This window comes from Demequina pelophila (genome assembly GCF_000971175.1).
GTDB classification, from domain to species: domain Bacteria; phylum Actinomycetota; class Actinomycetes; order Actinomycetales; family Demequinaceae; genus Demequina; species Demequina pelophila.
On the sequence record NZ_BBLY01000001.1, the window covers coordinates 813,359 to 831,178 of the forward strand.

Consider the following 17,820-nt stretch of genomic DNA (forward strand, 5'->3'; position numbering starts at 1 on the left):
GGCGGGCCGGGCATGGGACGGCCCGGCCCGCCGGCCGGCGACGGCTCTCAGACCACCCGCTCGTCGACCGTCGAGCGCCGCACCACCAGGTGCGGCACGAGCGTCACCTGCCGGTGCGTGTGCCCGGGGTCCCCGATCTCCTCGAACGCGATCGCCGCACCCGCCGCGCCCAGCGCCTCGCCGGGCTGGCGGATCGTCGTGAGCGGCATCGGGCTGTCCCAGGCCGCCCGGTTGTCGTCGTAGCCGACGATCCCGACATCGCGAGGGATAGACAGCCCGGGCTCCACGCCGAACGCCTGTGCGATCCCCGCGGCCAGCAGGTCCGCGACCGCGAACACGCCGTCGACCTCGCCCGCGCCCACGCGCGGCGCGAGCCTGCGGCCCACGGCCCACCCGTGCGAGCGATCGATCTGGTCCACGCGCTCGACGCGCACCTCCACCCCGGCCGCCGCGGACTCCTCCGTGAAGCCGGCGAGACGCTCGGCGACGGGCTGCAGCTCGAGCGGGCCGGCCACGACGACGAGCCGGCGCCGCCCGGTGTCGATCAGATGCCGGGCGGCCAGACGCCCGCCCAGCCGGTTGTCCATGTCCACCCGGCAGTGGTGGTCCGAGTCCCCGCGGTAGTTGAGGAAGATCAGCGGGTGAGACGGCCTGTGCCCGTCGACGAGGCCGCGGAAGTGGCTCGCATCGTTGATGGTCACCAGGGTCGCCAGCGTCTGGGAGGCCTCGAACATCGCGAGGTACTGGCGCTCACGCGCGAGGTCCGCGTCGGTGTTCGCCATCAGCACGTACGCCTGGTGCTCGGTGGCGACCCGCTCGACCCCGCGGCTGATGTCGACGAACAGCGAGTTCGTGAGGTCGGACAGCACCAGGCCGAGCGCCCGCGTCGAGCCCGCCGCGAGCGAGCGCGCCGGACCGTGAGGGACGAAGCCGAGCGTCGCGATCGCCGCCTCGACGCGCGTCAGCGTCGCCTCGGACACCCGCTGGGGATGGTTGAGAACGTTCGACACCGTCCCCTGGGACACGCCGGCGAGTCGCGCGACGTCGCCGATGCCTACCCGACGCCCCACGCCCTCGCCCGCCACGCGCCCCATGCTAGGCCGTGCCCGCCGCCGATCCGCGCCCGCCCGGGCCGGCCTCCCCCGTGCGATAGCGATACGAGCCCGCGACCGCCCGGTGGACCGCACCGTCGGGCAGCACCACCGTCCCGGACACCCCGGGCGGCAGCGTCACGTCGAGCGTGAACTCCTCCCCGTCCAGGGTCCAGCCGACCGCGATCTCGCCGGCCGGGCTGAGGTGCCGGGCGGAGGCGGAGGTCAGCCCGCCGCCGGGGCGGGGCCGGATCTCGACCTCGCGGTAGCCCGGCGCGGACGGGGCGAGGCCCGCGACCACGCGGTGCAGGAAGTCCACCACCGCGCCGAGGGCGTAGTGGTTGAAGGACGTCATGTCGCCGGGATTGATCGAGCCGTCCGGGAGCATCGAGTCCCACCGCTCCCAGATGGTGGTGCCGCCCATCGACACCGTGTAGAGCCACGACGGGCACTCGGTCTGCAGCAGCAGCGCGTAGGCGTCGTCGAGATGTCCCGTCGAGGCGAGCGCGTCGCAGATGATCGGGGTGCCCACGAATCCGGTCTGGATCCGGTGTCCGCCCGCGCGCACGGCGCGCGACAGGAGGTCGCCCGCCCGCGCACGCATCGCATCGTCCACCGCCAGGTCGAACTCGATGACGAGCGCGAGCCCGGTGGGGGCGTCGGACAGCGACTCGAGGTCGGCGAGCCAGCGGCGCTGGATGCCTCCCAGTACCCGCCCGGCGAGGGCCTGGCAGCGCGCCGCCTCGGCGTCGCGGCCGAGCAGCGTCGCGGCCTGGGCCGCCATCCGTGCGGAGCGCACCGCGCAGGCGGAGGCGACAAGGTAGCGGTCGGTGCGGGCGTCGGCCGGGTCGTGCGGCGGGGCGGCGGGGTCGAGCCAGTCGCCCAGCTCCATCGACCCCTCGACCACGTCCGCGGCGCGCACGCGCTTCTCCACGTGGTCGAGCCACGCGAGCATGGACGGGAACTGCCGCTCGAGCACCCCGACGTCGCCGCGCCTCTCGTACATCACCCAAGGCACCACGACCGCCGCGTCGCCCCACGCCATGGAGGCCCCGCGCGGGAACCCGCACTCGACCCACGGCACGAAGTTGGGCACCCAGCCGTCCTCGCCCTGCTCCGCGGCGACGTCGCGCAGCCACGAGCTGAGCACGCCGTCCGCCCCGTAGAGGAACTCGGCCGCGGGAGCGAACACCTGAATGTCGCCCGTCCAGCCCATGCGCTCGTCACGCTGCGGGCAGTCGGTGGGCAGGTCGACGAAGTTGTCGCGCATCGACCACACGGTGTTCTCGTGGAGGCGGTTGAGCATCGGGTCGGAACACTCGAACCAGCCGCGCCGCTCCATGTCGGTGTGGATGACGACCGCCTCGACGTCGCCGTCGGCGAGGTCGCCCGGCCAATTCTCCAGCTCGGCGTAGCGGAAGCCATGGATGGTGAATCGGGGGCTCCACACGGCCGGGGTGCCGTCCGAGGTGTACGCGTCGATGGAGACGGCGCGGCGGAGCGGCCTGGTCCCCAGCGCATCGTTCTCGAGGACCTCGGCGTGGTGGAGCACGACGGTGTGGCCTGCCGGAGCGTCCACCCGGACGCGCAGCACTCCGGAGATGTTCTGGCCGAAGTCCAGCCGGATCCGGCCGTCGGGCCGGCGCTCGACCGCGACGGGCGTCAACGCCTCGATCGGTCGCACCGGCTCGTTGATCGCGGGCTCGAGGCGCGCGGCGAGATCCGAGACGTCGCGCCGCTCCGGCGCGGCCCAGCCCGCCGTGTCGTGTCCCGGCAGGTCCCACCCGGCCGGAAGCAGCCGCGCGTCGTAGCGCTCGCCCTCGTAGAGACCGGCGGCGGTCGCAGGTCCCGGGGCCGTGCGCCACGCATCCCCCAGGGGAACGATGCGGCGCTCGCCGGCGGCATCCTCCACCTCCAGCTGCGCGAGCAGGCCCACGTGCGCGCCGTACACGTCCCACAGACCGCCGTCGAAGCCGATGTTCCCGCGGAACCAGCCGTCGGCGAGCTCGGCGGCAAGCACGTTCGCGCCGGCGCGCAGCCGCTCGGTCACGTCGTGCACGCGGTAGCGGTGGCGGTGGGTGTAGCTGGTCCAGCCGGGCGCCAGGTGCTCGTCGGAGACGGGGGCACCGTTGAGTCGGCCGACGTGGACGCCCGCCGACGTCACGTACAGCCGGGCGGCGGCGGGCGCGGAGTCGAGCGTGAACTCGGCGCGCAGCAGCCACGACGGCCGGGTCACGTGCGGAGCGGACGCCGACGGCACCACGAGCGGCTCGACCCAGTCGGCGGGCGCATAGAGAGCACCCTCGACCGGCAGCGGAGCGGACCACTCGGTCCACTCCCCCGCGACCTGGGCGCGCACGCTCAGCTCGGTGCGCTCGCGCGACGCGAGCGGGGCGAACGGCCAGTCGATCAGGGTGTGGGCGTCCCCATCGACGTCTGCAGTGGTCTCGCCTCCGTCGCGGCGGATGCGGACCTGAGCCCGCTCCTGAGCTGACCCGGCGGGCGTCTCGGCGAGCCTCCACGACAGGCGCGGCGCCGGCAGCGGCGCCCCCAGCGCATCGTCCCTGAGGCCCGCCCGGACCCCGACGACGGCGCTCATCCCTTCACCGCGCCGGAGGTCAGGCCCGCCATCACCTTCTGGTTGAGGAAGATGTAGAGCCCGAGCGTGCCGAACACCGTCACCGAGATGGCGGCGAACAGGGGCCCGTAGTTGACGGCGCCGTACTGACCCGTGAAGTTGAGCAGGCCCACCTGGATGGTGCGCAGGTCCGCCTTGGTCACGAAGGTCATCGCGACCAGCAGGTCGTTCCACAGGAAGAAGAACTGCACCAGCGCGACCGTGAAGATGGCGTTCTTCACCAGCGGCAGGGTGACGTTACGGAAGATGCGCCACACGCTCGCGCCGTCGAGCGTCGCCGCCTCGAACACCTCGCGAGGGATGCCCCGCATGAAGGTGGCCAGCATGAAGACGGTCAGCGGCAGGCCGATCGCGGTGTAGGTGATGACGAGCGGCCACATGGTGCCCGTGATGCCGGCGCGGAAGTACATGGTGAACAGCGGCAGCAGGATCATCTGCGTGGGCACCATGATTCCCGCGAGGAAGAGGATGAGCACCACGCTCCGTCCCTTCCACACCAGGATCTGGAGCGCGAAGGCCGCGGCCGACCCGAAGATGATGACGAGAGCGAGCGACGGGAAGACGGCGAGCACCGAGTTCCGGATGTAGGTGCCCATCCCGCCATCGACGAACGCGGAGACGTAGTTGTCGAAGTTCCACTGCTGCGGCAGTGCCCAGAAGGGCTCCGACAGGAACTCCGGCTGCGTCTTGAAGGACCCCATGAGGATCCAGAACATCGGGTAGATCACGGTCGCGAGGACCAGCCCGAGGCCCACCCAGCCGGGGATGCGGCGCAGGCGCACGCTCAGAGGCTTTCCGGAGCGGCGTCGCTCCTGGGACCGGCCGCGGTCTGCGGGTGCCAGTGTGGTGGTCATGATTCGGTCACGTCCCGTCGCATCGATCGGAAGATGAAGATGGTGACGAGCAGGCAGAGGATCGTCAGCACGAAGGCGACGGTCGAGCCGTACCCGTATTGCCCGTACGCGAAGCTGGTACGGAACATGTAGAGCGTGAGCGGCGTGGTGGCGCTTCCCGGGCCGCCGTTCGTCAGGGCGACGATGCTGTCGAAGACCTTCAGTGTGCCGTTGATCGAGAAGATCACGGCGGACAGCAGCACGGGCAGCGACATCGGGAGGACGATGCGTCGGATGAGCTTCCAGGTCCCGGCGCCGTCGATGCGCGCCGACTCCATCATGTCCTGGGGGATCTCGACCAGGCCGGCGTAGAGCAGCACGCCGTAGAAGCCCATCGAGCGCCACACGTCCATGAGGATGATGACCCAGAACGCGTAGCTCGGCGTGCCGAGGAAGTCGGTCAGATCACCGCCCAGCCACTGCAGGATCGTGTTGACCGGCCCCTCCGTGGGCGCGGCCTCGAAGATGCGCGAGAACATCAGTGCCACGGCCACGGTGGGCAGGATCACGGGGAAGAAGATGGTGGTGCGCACCAGGGGCGACTTGTTCTGCAGGAAGAAGATGTAGACCAGCGCGAGGCCGTAGCCGACCGCGACCTGCAGCACGGTGGTCACCAGGGCGTAGCGCACGGTGAACCACAGCGCATCGATCGCGGTGGGATCGCCGAAGAACTTGATCCAGTTGTCGAATCCGACGAACTCGAACCCCGAGATCGCGTTGCCGGCCTGGAAGGTATAGGTGACCGACCACAGGATCGGGATCACCATGACCACCGTGTAGATGGCGAGGGCCGGGAGGAGCATCACCACCGTGGCGGTGCGATTGCGGAAGACGGTATCCACGAGAATCCTTTAGCGCGCAGAGTGTGAGGGGGGGACCTCGGGTTCCGAGCCCGTGCGGGGCTCGGAACCCGAGGCAGGGGCGTCAGCCGTTCTGGGCCTGGACCAGCTCCATGAACTCCTGGCCGGAGAGGTTGCCGCCGGCGAGCGCGCCGCCGTTGGTCTGCGACACGGTGGTCGCGGCCGGCGAGAACGCCGCCTCGAACCACAGGACCGAGCCCGTCGCGTTCGCGATCTGATCCTGGACCATCGTGGTGAGCTCGGACTGCTCGGCGGGGGCGTCCGTGATCTCGAAGCCGGTCACCTGACCCGCCTCGTTGAGCGCGACGTCGCCGTAGTTCTGCGCGATGCAGGCGACCCACTCGCCGATGTCGTCGGTGTACGCGCCCGCGCCGAACATCACCGGCACTCCGGCGTTCGCCGGCGTCTCGTCGATGCTTCCGGCGCCGCCCTCGACCTCAGGGAAGGGGAAGTAGCCGATGTTGTCGATGCCGATCTGGTTCTGCGACTCGTCGTTGAAGTTTCCGAGCGCCCAGCTGCCCATGTAGAACATGGCGGCGCCGCCCGTGAGGAACTGGTTCATCGCCGTGTCGTAGTCGATCGAGCCCGGCGCGGGGCCGAAGAAGCCGGACTCACCGAGCGCCGCCACCGCCTCCGCTCCCTCGACGTACTCCGGGTCGGTCAGGCTCGCCTCGCCGTCGGCGACCTTCTGCATCGCGTCGGCGCCGAGCGAGCGGAAGATGTAGTTGCCGACGAGCCGGGTGACGGGCCAGCCCTCGGTGCCGGAGGCGCTCAGCGGCTGGATGTCTGCGGCCTGCAGGGTCTCGGCGACCACGACGAAGTCGCCCCACGTCTCGGGGACGTCCACGCCGGCGTCCTCGAACAGCGCCTTGTTGTACCAGAATCCCTCGATGTTGTACTCGGTCGGGAGGGCGTAGAGGTCGTCGGACTGGTACAGCTGCTTGAGCGTGGCCTCGGCCGCGGGGAGCACCGCGCCCTCGACGCCCAGGTCGGCGAGCACCTCGGACAGGTTGACCACCAGTCCGGCCTCGATCCATTCGGTCATGAGCGACGGCGTGCCGGGCGCCATCTGCATCGCGGGCAGCGCGTCGTTGGCCGCGAGCACCTGGAGCTGCTGGTCCCACTGCTCGGCGGCGATCGAGTCGGTCACCAGCGGCGTGCCGTCGGCGGCAGCGGCGCACGCGCCGGCCTCCAGCGACTCGAGGGTGGCCGCGATGAGGGTGTTCGAGGTCTGGCCGGTGTAGGTGAACTCGTCGCTGGAGGTCATGGACTCACCGCCGTCGCCGGCGGCGGTCGAACTGTCCTCCGAGTCCGAGGACCCGGAGCACGCGGCGAGGGCCAGCGCGCTCGCCCCGATGAATGCCACGGCAGCGAGAGACCGGCGGCCGCGCCCAATGTGATTCTTCACGATTCCTCCTTGAATCGATTCCGAGGCGCTCCGGCTTTGAAGCGCTTCAAACGTCACCATAGGAGCGTTATGCAGTGGAGTCAAAAGGGACCCTCCCGGGCGTCGTGCTGCCTGAGGAGGGCGGGCCCGAACTTCGCGGCGCGATCATCACTCCTGGAAAAACGCCTACTCGCGCGAGGAGTTCGCCCGCCGCCCGGGGCGCGCGCCGCTGACGGAGAGGCACCGCGAGGGGTTGTGAACGTTCTCAGGAATGCCTCGTTACTGAATCGATACAATCCCGCAGCTCCGCCCCCGCTCGACACCCGCCGCGGTGCCCGGCGGCGCGCCCGCCCGGGAAGCCCGGGGCCCCGAACTGGCGCGCAGCCCCCGAACTGTGATTGAATCGTTTCAAGGCGGGGCTTGCACGTGCGGGACGCGCGCATCGGCCTCACCCGAGAAACGTGACGACGCAGCAGCGATGCTGCGCCGCTCCCCACCCAACAACCACAGGAGCACCACAGTGACCATCGAGAAGCCCAAGCCCACGCTCGACGAGATGATCGCCCAGATCGGCGAGTGCGGCTACCGCATCTGCGAGATCGACGCGTCCGAGGCCGGCGCCGGCAACATCTCCGTCTACATGGGCTGGGACGTGGAGGTCCGCCGCCACTTCCCCAATGCCGAGGAGATCGAGCTTCCCGTCCCCGCCCCCGCGCTCGCCGGCGGCACCGTGCTCGCGACCGGCTCGGGCCGCCGCCTGCGCCAGATCGAGGCCGAGCCCCTGTCCGCCATCGGCGCCGTGAAGATCCACGAGGGCGGCCTCACCGGCACGCTGTACACCGCGAACACCCGCAAGTTCGCCCGCCTGACCTCGGAGTTCAACTCGCACCTGGCCGTCCACCAGGACCAGGTCGAGCGCCGCGGCATCGACTTCCAGGCCGTGGTCCACGCGCAGCCCCCGCACCTCACCTACCTGTCGCACATCCCGGCCTACCGCTCCAACGAGCGCATGAACCGCGCGATCCTGCGCTGGGAGCCGGAGACCATCGTGTCGCTGTCGCAGGGCATCTGCGTGCTCGAGTTCATGATCCCGGGCTCCGAGGAGATGGGGAAGGCCAACGTCGAGGGCCTGCGCGACTACGAGATCACCCTGTGGTCCAAGCACGGCACCATGTCCCGCTCGGACGTCTCGGTCTTCCGCGCGGTCGACCGCGTCGAGTACGCCGAGACCGGCGCCAAGTACGAGTACATGGACCTGGTCGCCGGCGGCCGCGCCGAGGGCCTGTCCGCGGAGGACATCCGCGAGGTCGCCGACACCTTCGGCATCAAGTCGCAGTGGCTCTGAGCCGCTGACCGCCTGACTCCACGAGGCGCCGTCACCCGCGAGGGTGGCGGCGCTTCGTCGCGTCCGGACCCTCAGACCTCGGCCGGCTCCCCCACCGCCAGCCGTCGCACCTCGGCCTCGGGGCAGAACCCCGCCAGCATCCCAGCGTACTTGGCGGGATTGCTCGCCCCCGACTCGTGCATCGGCACCGCGACGCGCGGGCCCACGGCCCTCACGTAGTCGACGGCCTCGGCGAGCTTGAGCCACGGCGAGTCGATGGCCACCAGCAGCACGTCCACGGGCGCCTCCGGAACCGTGAACGAGTCGCCGGGGTGGAGCAGCGCTCCCCCGTCGACCAGGTACGCGTTGTTGGTGCACCCGGGCACCTCGCGGTAGACCGCCGCGTGGATCCCGCCCAGCACGTCCACCCGCGTGCCGCCGTGGCCGTTCTCGTCGCCGAAGCGCAGCACATCGCCCGGGCGCGCGACGTCGACCCCGGGCGGCAGGCCCTCGACGGACGATGCGGTGTCCGGGTCGACCACCAGCCTCGCCTGAGGATTGGAGGCCAGGAGGCCGGCCAGCCGGGACGTGTCGACGTGGTCCTCGTGCTGGTGGGTGATGAGCACGGCGTCGAGGCCGGTCACGCCCTCGACGTCCGAGTAGCAGCCGGGGTCGAACAGCAGCCGCGCGGCGCCCGTGTCGACGATGAAGCAGGCATGGCCCAGGTGGGTGAGCTGCACGGGACCCCCTCGTCCGTCGGGCCGCCCCGGAGACCGGGCGGCGCGTCGTCCCGACCCTAGCGGCCGGCGAGGCGCCGACGCCAGGGCTCCACGCATCGTCCCCTCGCACGTCCCCGAGCACCCTGGAAACGCGCAAGGGCGCCCCGGACCGTGAGGTCCGAGGCGCCCCGGGTGACGCGACGGGTCAGGCGACCGGCGCGCCCACGAGCGAGCGGAACAGCGTCTCGAACTCGGCGACGGTGGTCTCGCGCGGGTTGCCGCCGGCGCACACGTCGTCGAACGCGGCCTGGGCGAGGGCGGGGATGTCCTCCTCCTTGGCGCCGATCTCGTCGATGGTGAGCGGGTTGCCCAGGTCGCGCGTGAGCTGCGCGACCGCGGCGACGGCGGCCTCGCGGGCCTCCTCGAGCGGCATGCCGTAGGCGTTCTCGACGCCGAAGGCCGCGGCGATGTCGCGGTACTTCTCGCCCGTCTCCGGCGCGTTGAACGCCATCACCGGGGCCAGCAGGATGCCGTTCGCGACGCCGTGGGGCGCCGAGTAGAACGCGCCCAGCGGGTGCGCCATCGCGTGCACGATGCCCAGGCCCACGTTCGAGTAGCCCATGCCCGCGATGTACTGGGCGAGGGCCATGCGCTCCATGGCGTCGGCGTCGCCGTCCGCGGCGGCGCGCAGCGAGGACGCGATCACCTGGATGGCCTTGAGGTGGAACAGGTCCGACAGCTCCCAGGCGCCCTTGGTGGTGTAGCCCTCGATGGCGTGCGTGAGTGCGTCGAGGCCGGTGGCGACCTTGAGCGCGCGCGGGGCGGTGGCCATCATGTCCGCGTCCACGACCGCCATGATCGGGATGTCGTGCGGGTCGACGCACACGAACTTGCGGTTGTTCTCCACGTCCGTGATGACGTAGTTGATGGTGGTCTCCGAGGCGGTGCCCGCGGTGGTGGGGACCGCGATGATCGGGACGCAGGGGTTCTTGGTGGGCGCGACGCCCTCGAGCGAGCGCACGTCGCCGAACTCGGGGTTGGCGACGATGATGCCGATCGCCTTGCAGGTGTCCTGCGGCGAGCCGCCGCCGACCGCGATGAGGACGTCCGCGCCCGAGGCCTTGAACGCCTCGACGCCGGCCTGCACGTTCTCGATGGGCGGGTTGGGCAGGACGTTGTCGTAGATCTCGTAGGCGAAGTCCGCGGCGTCGAGGAGCGCGGTGACCTTGCCCGTCACGCCCGACTCGATGAGCACCTTGTCCGAGACGACGAACGCCTTGGTGAAGCCGCGCGAGGCCAGCTCGCCCGGGATTACCTCGATCGAGCCCGCGCCGAAGTAGGCCGTCTGGTTCCAGATCATCCGATGTGCCACGTCGCACCTCCATTGCCGGGCCCGCGCGCGGCGACTCCGCCGCTGGTGGTCACCGGCCCGTTCGCGTGAATCGTTTCAGGCGGGGGACGATGCGCGGGGGGCCTTTGGTCCCGGGCGCCCTGCTTGCGCTCCGCAGCCGCAGCGCTCCCGCCCCGCCTCGCCCCCAGCGCCCCAGGAGGTGCTCAGTGCCCAAAATCACTGATTCTGGGCACTGAGCACCTCCGGAGACGCACGGGCGAGGCGGCGGACCCACGGGCGAGGCGGCCGGCGCACGGGCGAGGCGGCCGGCGCACGGGCGAGGCGGCCGGCCCACGGGCGAGGCGGCCGGCGCACGGGCGAGGCGGCCGGCCCACGCGCGCACGCTCAGGCGCACGGGTCCAGCTCAGGCCGGGCCCGCGATGAGCGTGACGTCGGCGGTGTGGGCGTCGCCGCTCGCGTCGGTCCAGGCGAGGCTCACGGTGTCGCCGGGCTCGTACTCGGCGAGCGCCGTGGCCAGCTCGGAGCCGCTCGTCACGGCCGTCCCGTCGACCTGGGTGACGGTGTCGCCCGCGGCGAGCCCCGCATCGGCCGCCGGGGTGTCCGCGTAGACGTAGGCGATCTGGGCGCCGTCGTCGCTGGTGACCACGCCGATCCGCCCGTCCGCCGTACGTCCGAGGCCGGTGTCGGAGCTCACCGCGACGCCCAGGAAGGCCGGATAGCCGATCGAGACGCCGTCGGACTCGTCGCCCGCCTGGATCTGCGCGACGATCGCGAGCGCCTCGTCGATGGGCACGGCGAACGCGATGGTGGTCGAGAGCCCGGACGATGCGGCGGTGGTCATGCCCACCACCTCGCCCTCGTCGTCGAGCAGCGCGCCGCCGGAGTCGCCGGAGACCACGTCGGCGGAGAACTGGATCATGCCGTCGAGGGTCTCCCCCGCCACCGTGTACGACGAGGAGGTGGTGACGGTCGAGTCGAGGCCGTTCACCGTGCCGTCGGCGGCCAGCAACACGCCGCCGCCCTCGGAGTTGCCCACGGCGGTGATCGCGTCGCCCACCGCGAGTTCGTCGTCGTCGATCGCGACGGTCGCGAGGCCGCTCGCGCCGTCGAGCTGGAGCAGTGCGACGTCGTCCTCGGCGTCGGTGCCCAGCACCGTCGCGGCGTAGGTCTCCCCGGACGACGCGATGGTCACCGTGATCTCCGTCGAGCCCTCGATCACGTGGTTGTTGGTGAGGACCAGGCCGTCGCTGGTGAGCACCATGCCGGTGCCGGCGGCCTCGGCCTCCTGGTAGCCCAGGACGGTGTCGATGAGGACCACGCCGGTGGACTCGGAGTCGTCGGCCGCGGTGGCCTCCTCTTGCGTGGAGCCGTACGTGTTGCCGTACGCGGAGCCGCCGTAGGTGCCGCCGTTGGTCGCGCCGCCGTCGGCGCCGTACGAGCCGTCATTGCCGTACGAGCCGTAGCTCCCGTAGGCGCCCGGGCCGCCGCGCATGCCCGGCATCGCCTGGGGCATCGCGGCCGCGCCGCCGAGCGCCGCGCCACCGCCGTCGGTGCCGCCATCCGTGGTGCCGTCGAGCGCGAGGCCGTCCGACGCATCGTCCGCTGTCGCGACCTGCGCGGCCGTCGTCGCCGCATCGTCCTCGAAGGTGGCCGCGGCGCCGATGGTGAGGCCCGCGAGCGCGAGGACGGAGGCGCCCGCGAGCATGCGGGTGCGCGTGGTGCCGAACCGGCGGCGGGGCCGCACGTAGGCGACCGTCTCCGCGCTGACGGGGCTGTCGGGGTACCGGATCTCGCTCATGATCTCCTCCTCGAAGTTCCTCATACCTTCACTCCACTCCCCTGTCCGGGGAACGGACCCAGAGGAACCTGGGAGAACGCTCAGAGTGCGGACTCGCGCGCGCCCACCTCCCTGATCGCCTGCGGCACGGTCTCGACGGGACGCGAGCGCCAGCCGCCGCGCTGGGCGCGCAGGTCCTCGCCGTCACGCACGATCCACGCCGCGATGCGCCCGGTGGCCGTCTCGATCACCGCGGTCTGGCCCGCGCGATCGGCGGCGTAGTAGACGAGTTGCGGACCGAGCACCCCGCCATGGTCGGCGCGGGGGCCGACACTGTCAGGGCCACCAGGCCCTCTCCGTGTCCACGGAGGCCCGGAGAGCGGCAGCGTGGGGCCGTGTCTTCAGCGAGTCCCTCACCCGAGGCGAGGCGAGCACCGACGCGTGGCCCGCTGGCCACTCCGCGCACCCCGCCGACTCCGAGGACGAGTTCGCGGTCAGCCTGCGCAAGCAGGTCCAGCATCTCGACTCGATCGGAGGCTGACAGGCAACCGTCACACCGGAAGCGCGAACAGGTCGCCGACTTCCTGCATCAGGGTCTCGGACGCAACGAGATCGCCCGGCGCGCCGAGGTCTCCCCGGCCACGGTCGGCAGGATCGCCCGCGAGGAGGGGGGTGACGTTCGACCGGTCGCAGATGGTCGAGGCGACGAGAATCGCGAGCGCCGACGCCCGCTACAAGCGCCAGATGCTGGCGTCGAACCCGCTCGGTGCCATCGAGTCTGCTCGGATGCGGCTGGCGCAGCAGGACAGCGCGGCGGGCTGCTGCCCGGGCGAAGCGGTGTCCGGATACGACTCCGCCCCGACCCGTGAGGAGGGGCCGGGGCGGTGTCTGCCTGCGCAGGGTCAGGCGTCCTGGCGGCGGCGGGCGACGACGGTGAAGCCGGCGCCGGCGAGGATCAGTGCGGCACCACCACTGCCCAGGAGGAGCGTCGAGTCATCGACGCCAGTGTGGGCGAGGGACGATGCGGTCGTAGTGACCACCGCGTCCGACGAGCCGGTCTTGGCGACGGCCGCCTCCAGGTGGGCCGCGGCGGGCGTCGACGTGCGCTGGGCGATCGGCTGCATGGCGGTCGACGCGCTGTCCGCCTGGGCTATAGCCTCCTTGGCTGCAGCGGCCTGGGTGCCGCTGAAGGGAACCTCAAGCTGCGGCTCAGCGACCGTGATCGGCGTCGGCCTCGCGCTCGGAACGAGCGTCGGCGTCGCGGTAGGCGTTTTGGTCGGCACGAAGTACGGCGTCGCCTGCGAGAGCGTCGGCGCCGCCGCGGTGCCGATCTGCGACCCAGGGGTCGGAGAGGTGCCACCCGTTGAGACTCCGGGACCCGGGATCACGTACGTGGTGATCGGGCCGTCCGGCGTCCCGACCTGCAGCGTGAAGCCCGACTGGCCTTCCTGGTTCTGCGAGTCGTCCGACTTCGGGGGCGCCACGACCGGGGCGTCCGCCTTCGGCGGAATGAGGGTCGGCGAGGTCGGAGCCGGCGGCGCGTAGTTCGGGTCCTTGGCCGAGTTCGCATCATCCGGGACCGGCGACGTGCCACCGACGATCGAGCCCGGGGTGGGGATCACGATCGTCTGGTCGGCGTTGGGGTCCTTGGCCGAGTTCGCATCCGCCGGAACCGGCGAGGTACCGCCCACGGTGGCGCGGGTGTCGGGGATGACCACGTACTGGTCCTGGTCCGCATCCTGATTCTGCGAGTCGTCCGACTTCGGGGGCGCCACGACCGGGGCGTCCGCCTTCGGCGGAATGAGGGTCGGCGAGGTCGGAGCAGGCGGCGCGTAGTCGGGATCCTTGGCCGAGTTCGCGTCGGCCGGGACCGGCGAGGTGCCGCCCACGGTGGTGCGGGTGTCGGGGATGACCACGTACTGGTCCTGGTCCGCATCCTGATTCTGCGAGTCGTCCGACTTCGGGGGCGCCACGACCGGGGCGTCCGCCTTCGGCGGAATGAGGGTCGGCGAGGTCGGAGCCGGCGGCGCGTAGTTGGGGTCCTTCGCGGAGTTGGCATCGTCGGGAACCGGCGAGTCGGCGGAGATGGTCTGCTGCGGCTCCGGGGTGACGATGACCGGCGCGGGCGAGGTGTCGGTGACCGTGTCGCGGGTGTCGTCGACCACGACGGTCTGGTCGGCCTTCGGCGGCTCGACCACAGGGGTCGCCGACTTCGGCGGAATCAGACGGGGGGCGACGGGCGCCGGCGGCGCGTCGACCTGAGCGGGGGTCTTCTGCGACCCGTTCGGGTCGTCGAGCGTGTTGGTGGCCGGCACGCAGATCTCTTCGGTGCCGCCGTTGGTGGTGGTGGCCTCGACGGTTCCGCCGGCGGCGGCGCAGGCGCCGGCGTCCACAGCGGCCGTTGCGGTGGAGATCGCGAAGGGCGCGACCGTGAGAGCGGCCGCGGCGGCGAGGGTGCCGGCGGTGATGCGAATGGCGGGTCGTGCGGCGGTGGAACGTCGTGCGTGCCTCATTGAGCTACTACCTTCCTCAGCTGACAAGAACTGGACGCCCCTCGCCCCTTCGCGAGGGAGCGTCCGCTGACAACTATCGGCTGGCACCGCATGCCCGAACCCGGGACCGGCGTCTTGGCTTTCGTCAACTTTCGGTTAACTGCAAGTGACAACTCGTGCCGCATACGACATTTGCGCCAAGACGAGCTCTTGGGTGATGCGCGCCTGAGCCGAGAGCGCTCAGCCCGCGGGGCCGACCAGCCGCACCGCACCGCCTGGCCGCGCCTGCCCCAACGCCTGGAGCGACCCGAGGCGCACCAGCGCGACCACCGGATACCCGCCCGTGGTCGGGTGGTCCGCGAGGCAAAGGAGGCCAACCAGTCGCCGCCTACGTCGATGAAGGCCGCTCCGGCACCTGCTCCAACCAACCCCAATGGCGTGCACTCCTGGAGGACGCCAAGTCGGGCAAGATCGATGCGGTCGTGGTGGCCAAGTCCGACCGCTTCGCCCACAAGGCGCCGGATGCCATCGGCGAGACCGACCGGCTCGCCGAGTTCGGCGTAGTAGACGAGTTGCGGACCGTGCACGATGCCATGGTCGGCGCGGGGGCCGACACCGGTCGGGCGGCCGCCAACGGCACACGGAAGCCGGGCCGATCGCAACCGACCCGGCCTCTCGTCACGGTCGTGCCGTGGCCGTGAACTCGAGCCTCACCGAGCCCGGCGGGGCCTTGTCCAGGCTGTGCCGTCGCAGGGCGACGATACTGAGGCCCGCGATGAGCCATGCAATGGCCCCGGCGGCCGCACCCGCGATCACGTGCGTGTGGAAGTCACCGACCAGACCCTCGCTCACGACCGCGAAGACGCCGAAGGCGCCCAGCAGCACCCCTCCCACGAGGTTGGTGATCGCGTTCGCACGGCCGCGCACGAACACCGCGGCGACCGCGACGGCGAGCGGGAAGACCGCCATACCTGCCATGAACAGCGAGTCTCCTGTGGTGATCGGTTCGCCCTCCATGGTGCCGGCGACCGCCTCCTCGAGCACGCCGACCTCGTAGAAGAACACCACCATCGCGCCCACGAGAGCGACGCCTGCGGCGACCCACAGGATCGCGAATCGCATCCTTTCGAGTGTGGAGCCCATGTCGACCATCTCCTCTCCGACTCCACGGGGACGTCCTTGTCCCTCTCCCATTGTCCCGCCGCGCGCGGCCGGGCGCGCCGCGCGACGTCGCGCGGGGACCGCCCCCGTAGGAGCGGCCCCCACGCGACGGCGCGTCGCCTCGGACCTGGCCTCAGACCTGGGCCTCCCGCGCCCGAGCAGCGGCGGCGCGCCACGTGTCGCGGTCGACGCCCTTGACCAGCAGCCAGATCGCGAAGACCAGCTCGCCCGGGATCGCGAGCACGATCACGACCATCTCCCACGTACCCGCCAGCTCGGGGACCAGGAAGGTGCCGAAGCTCTGGAGCAGGTAGCCGGCGCCCGCGAGCGCCAGGAGGATGCCGGAGATGCGCGGCAGGAAGCCCGACCGGACCACCAGCCACCCGGTGATGAGCAGCGACAGCGCGAAGAAGAAGCCCCAGACGAGTACCAGGCCCTCGTTCGCCTCTTGGAAGAACAGCGCGAGGCCGTCGCGCTGCGCCGCGGAGAACGGGTCGAGCGCGCCGCTCTCGCTCAGCGCGTGGAGCGTGAAGACGCTGGTCGCGAGGCACCCGGCCGCCATCACGACGGCCTCGGCGACGCGGGCGAACGCTCCCGCGAGCGACATCGCCCGGCTCACCGGCCGCAGCAGCGCGTAGAGGACGGCTGCGAGCACGATCTCGATGAGGACGATCGCCGCCTCTCCCGCCAGGCCCCATCGGAACAGGGCCTCGTCGGCGCGGATCGCGTCGGCCGTGGCGGCGGCGTCGCCGGGCACCACGAGCGTCGAGCGCACGCTGGTCGCGAGCGGGTAGATGACGAAGATGGCCAGGTAGAGCACGCCCGCCAGGGTGGTGAGCCGGCGGAGGCGGCGGTCCGTTCCGTAGACCGGGGCCGATGCGACGGCCGGGTCGGGCGTGACGGCTGCGGTGGGGGTCGGGGATGACATGGCTGCTCCTTGTGCTGGGGGCTAGCAGGGTGGGGACTAGCAGGGTGGGGGGACTAGCAGGGTGTGGGGACTGGCAGGGTGTGGGGACTGCAGTGCGTCGGACCGGTCGCTCACGCGACCAGCACGACCTTGCCGCGGGCCTTCCCGCGGTGGACGAAGTCGACGGCGGTGGCGGCGTCCGCGAGGTCGTAGGCCGCCTCGACGGACGGACGCACCGCGCCGGCGGCGACGAGCTCGAGCACCTGGGCGAGGTCCTCGCGCTTGGGCGTGGCGAACAGCGGGCGCAGCCGCTGGCGGCCGAACGGCGAGAGCATCGCGGCGCCCGCGAACCGGCGCATCCCGGTGAGGGACCTCGCCTGCCCGCCGCCCACGACCACGTAGGTGCCGCCGGGCGCCGCGAGGCGTCGGGCGCGGACCAGCGGGAGCGTGCCCACCAGGTCGATCACCGCGTCGTAGCCGGTGAGGGCGGCGACGTCGGCGGCGGTGTAGTCGATGACGTGGTCGGCGCCCAGGGACTCGACGAGCGAGACGTTGCGGGTCGAGCACACGCCGGTGACCTCCGCGCCGAGCGCCTTCGCGATCTGGACCGCGAAGGTCCCGACGCCGCCGGACGCGCCGAGCACGAGCACTCGGCGGCCGGCTTCGACGCCGCCCAGGCGGAGCGCCTGGAGCGCGGTGACCGCGGCCGTCGGGAGGGCCGCCGCCTCCTCGAAGGCGAGGCCGGCGGGCGGGGCGACCAGCGCATCGTCCGCCGCGACGGCGAACTGGGCGAAGGCCCCGCTCGCCCAGCCGACCACGGGGTCGCCGGGCCGCCAGGCCGTGACGCCGGCGCCGACCGCGACGACCGTGCCGGCGACGTCCGTGCCGGGCACGGGACGCTTAGGGCGGGTGAGCCCGTAGGACAGGCGGGCCGCGTACGGCACGCCCTCGATGGCGAGCCCGTCGCCGCGATTGATGCCGGCGGCGCGGACCCGGACGACCACCTGGTGGTCGTCGGGGATGGGCATGGCGACCTCGTGCTGCTCGAGATCGGCGGGCGACCCGTAACGGTCGAGACGGACGGCGCGGATGGTGGTGGGGAGTGCGGTATTCATGTGCTTCACGCTAGGAATCGGCGGGGTGCCCGGTCTTGGCATCGCGGGCCGGTTCCTTGACCGTTCCGGCCACGGGCGGCCTACGGTGGGGTGACCGGGGCCGAT

General features: G+C 71.7%; 15 protein-coding genes and 1 pseudogene. 2 read left to right on the forward strand and 14 right to left on the reverse strand.

Annotation, left to right across the window (positions count from 1 at the left end; genetic code table 11):
• Positions 1-47 precede the first annotated feature (47 nt).
• The 5 genes from AOM03_RS03735 to AOM03_RS03755 form a co-directional block, all read right to left on the reverse strand.
• The gene (locus AOM03_RS03735) at positions 48-1,085 is read right to left on the reverse strand and encodes a LacI family DNA-binding transcriptional regulator (protein ID WP_227589872.1); all 1,038 of its coding nucleotides are present in this window, start codon (positions 1,083-1,085) and stop codon (positions 48-50) included.
• Between the two features lie 10 nt (positions 1,086-1,095).
• The gene (locus AOM03_RS03740; RefSeq protein ID WP_062378425.1) at positions 1,096-3,690 is read right to left on the reverse strand and encodes a family 78 glycoside hydrolase catalytic domain; all 2,595 of its coding nucleotides are present in this window, start codon (positions 3,688-3,690) and stop codon (positions 1,096-1,098) included.
• The gene (locus AOM03_RS03745) at positions 3,687-4,583 is read right to left on the reverse strand and encodes a carbohydrate ABC transporter permease (RefSeq protein ID WP_062378427.1); all 897 of its coding nucleotides are present in this window, start codon (positions 4,581-4,583) and stop codon (positions 3,687-3,689) included. The genes AOM03_RS03740 and AOM03_RS03745 overlap by 4 nt, the downstream gene beginning before the upstream one ends.
• On the reverse strand, positions 4,580-5,464 hold the full coding sequence (locus AOM03_RS03750) for a carbohydrate ABC transporter permease (RefSeq protein ID WP_062378429.1): 885 nt from the start codon (positions 5,462-5,464) through the stop codon (positions 4,580-4,582). Before AOM03_RS03750 ends, AOM03_RS03745 begins: the two co-directional genes overlap by 4 nt.
• A gap of 82 nt (positions 5,465-5,546) precedes the next feature.
• Positions 5,547-6,890 carry an ABC transporter substrate-binding protein gene (locus AOM03_RS03755; protein ID WP_062378431.1) on the reverse strand — a complete coding sequence of 448 codons (1,344 nt, stop codon included), beginning with the start codon at positions 6,888-6,890 and terminating at the stop codon, positions 5,547-5,549.
• Positions 6,891-7,389: 499 nt separating this feature from the next.
• On the opposite strand from AOM03_RS03755, the gene AOM03_RS03760 reads away from it, so the two are divergent.
• Positions 7,390-8,214: a class II aldolase/adducin family protein gene (locus tag AOM03_RS03760; protein ID WP_227589873.1), complete on the forward strand. Its 825-nt coding sequence runs from the start codon at positions 7,390-7,392 to the stop codon at positions 8,212-8,214.
• Between the two features lie 71 nt (positions 8,215-8,285).
• Here AOM03_RS03760 and AOM03_RS03765 read toward each other — a convergent pair whose 3' ends face one another.
• From AOM03_RS03765 to AOM03_RS13125, 6 genes are all read right to left on the reverse strand, one after another.
• Complete coding sequence (locus tag AOM03_RS03765) at positions 8,286-8,933, reverse strand: MBL fold metallo-hydrolase (RefSeq protein WP_062378433.1); 648 nt, start codon at positions 8,931-8,933, stop codon at positions 8,286-8,288.
• A 184-nt stretch (positions 8,934-9,117) separates the two neighbouring features.
• Positions 9,118-10,284, reverse strand: coding sequence for a lactaldehyde reductase (gene fucO / locus AOM03_RS03770; RefSeq protein WP_062378435.1), 1,167 nt, complete (start codon positions 10,282-10,284; stop codon positions 9,118-9,120).
• Between the two features lie 382 nt (positions 10,285-10,666).
• A complete protein-coding gene (locus tag AOM03_RS03775; RefSeq protein WP_062378437.1) occupies positions 10,667-12,085 on the reverse strand; it encodes a S1C family serine protease in 1,419 nt (472 codons plus the stop codon).
• A gap of 56 nt (positions 12,086-12,141) precedes the next feature.
• On the reverse strand, positions 12,142-12,345 hold the full coding sequence (locus AOM03_RS03780; RefSeq protein WP_062378438.1) for a hypothetical protein: 204 nt from the start codon (positions 12,343-12,345) through the stop codon (positions 12,142-12,144).
• A gap of 597 nt (positions 12,346-12,942) precedes the next feature.
• The gene (locus tag AOM03_RS03790) at positions 12,943-14,553 is read right to left on the reverse strand and encodes an LPXTG cell wall anchor domain-containing protein (RefSeq protein WP_062378442.1); all 1,611 of its coding nucleotides are present in this window, start codon (positions 14,551-14,553) and stop codon (positions 12,943-12,945) included.
• Between the two features lie 219 nt (positions 14,554-14,772).
• Positions 14,773-14,976, reverse strand: a complete 204-nt coding sequence (locus AOM03_RS13125; protein WP_082092073.1) for a hypothetical protein — start codon at positions 14,974-14,976, stop codon at positions 14,773-14,775.
• Between AOM03_RS13125 and AOM03_RS12950 the strand changes: the two are divergent.
• Positions 14,925-15,233 (forward strand): annotated as a pseudogene (locus tag AOM03_RS12950) (recombinase family protein); the annotation flags it as partial. The gene AOM03_RS13125 and the pseudogene AOM03_RS12950 sit on opposite strands and share 52 nt — an antisense overlap.
• On the opposite strand, the gene AOM03_RS03800 reads toward AOM03_RS12950, so the two are convergent.
• The 3 genes from AOM03_RS03800 to AOM03_RS03810 all read right to left on the reverse strand — a co-directional run bounded on the left by AOM03_RS03800 (position 15,211) and on the right by AOM03_RS03810 (position 17,715).
• Positions 15,211-15,654 carry a hypothetical protein gene (locus AOM03_RS03800; protein ID WP_062378446.1) on the reverse strand — a complete coding sequence of 148 codons (444 nt, stop codon included), beginning with the start codon at positions 15,652-15,654 and terminating at the stop codon, positions 15,211-15,213. The pseudogene AOM03_RS12950 and the gene AOM03_RS03800 overlap by 23 nt on opposite strands.
• A gap of 172 nt (positions 15,655-15,826) precedes the next feature.
• A complete protein-coding gene (locus AOM03_RS03805; protein ID WP_062378448.1) occupies positions 15,827-16,621 on the reverse strand; it encodes a DUF4386 domain-containing protein in 795 nt (264 codons plus the stop codon).
• A 110-nt stretch (positions 16,622-16,731) separates the two neighbouring features.
• Entirely contained in the window at positions 16,732-17,715 is a 984-nt protein-coding gene (locus tag AOM03_RS03810) for an NAD(P)-dependent alcohol dehydrogenase (RefSeq protein WP_227589874.1), read from the reverse strand.
• Positions 17,716-17,820 lie beyond the last annotated feature (105 nt).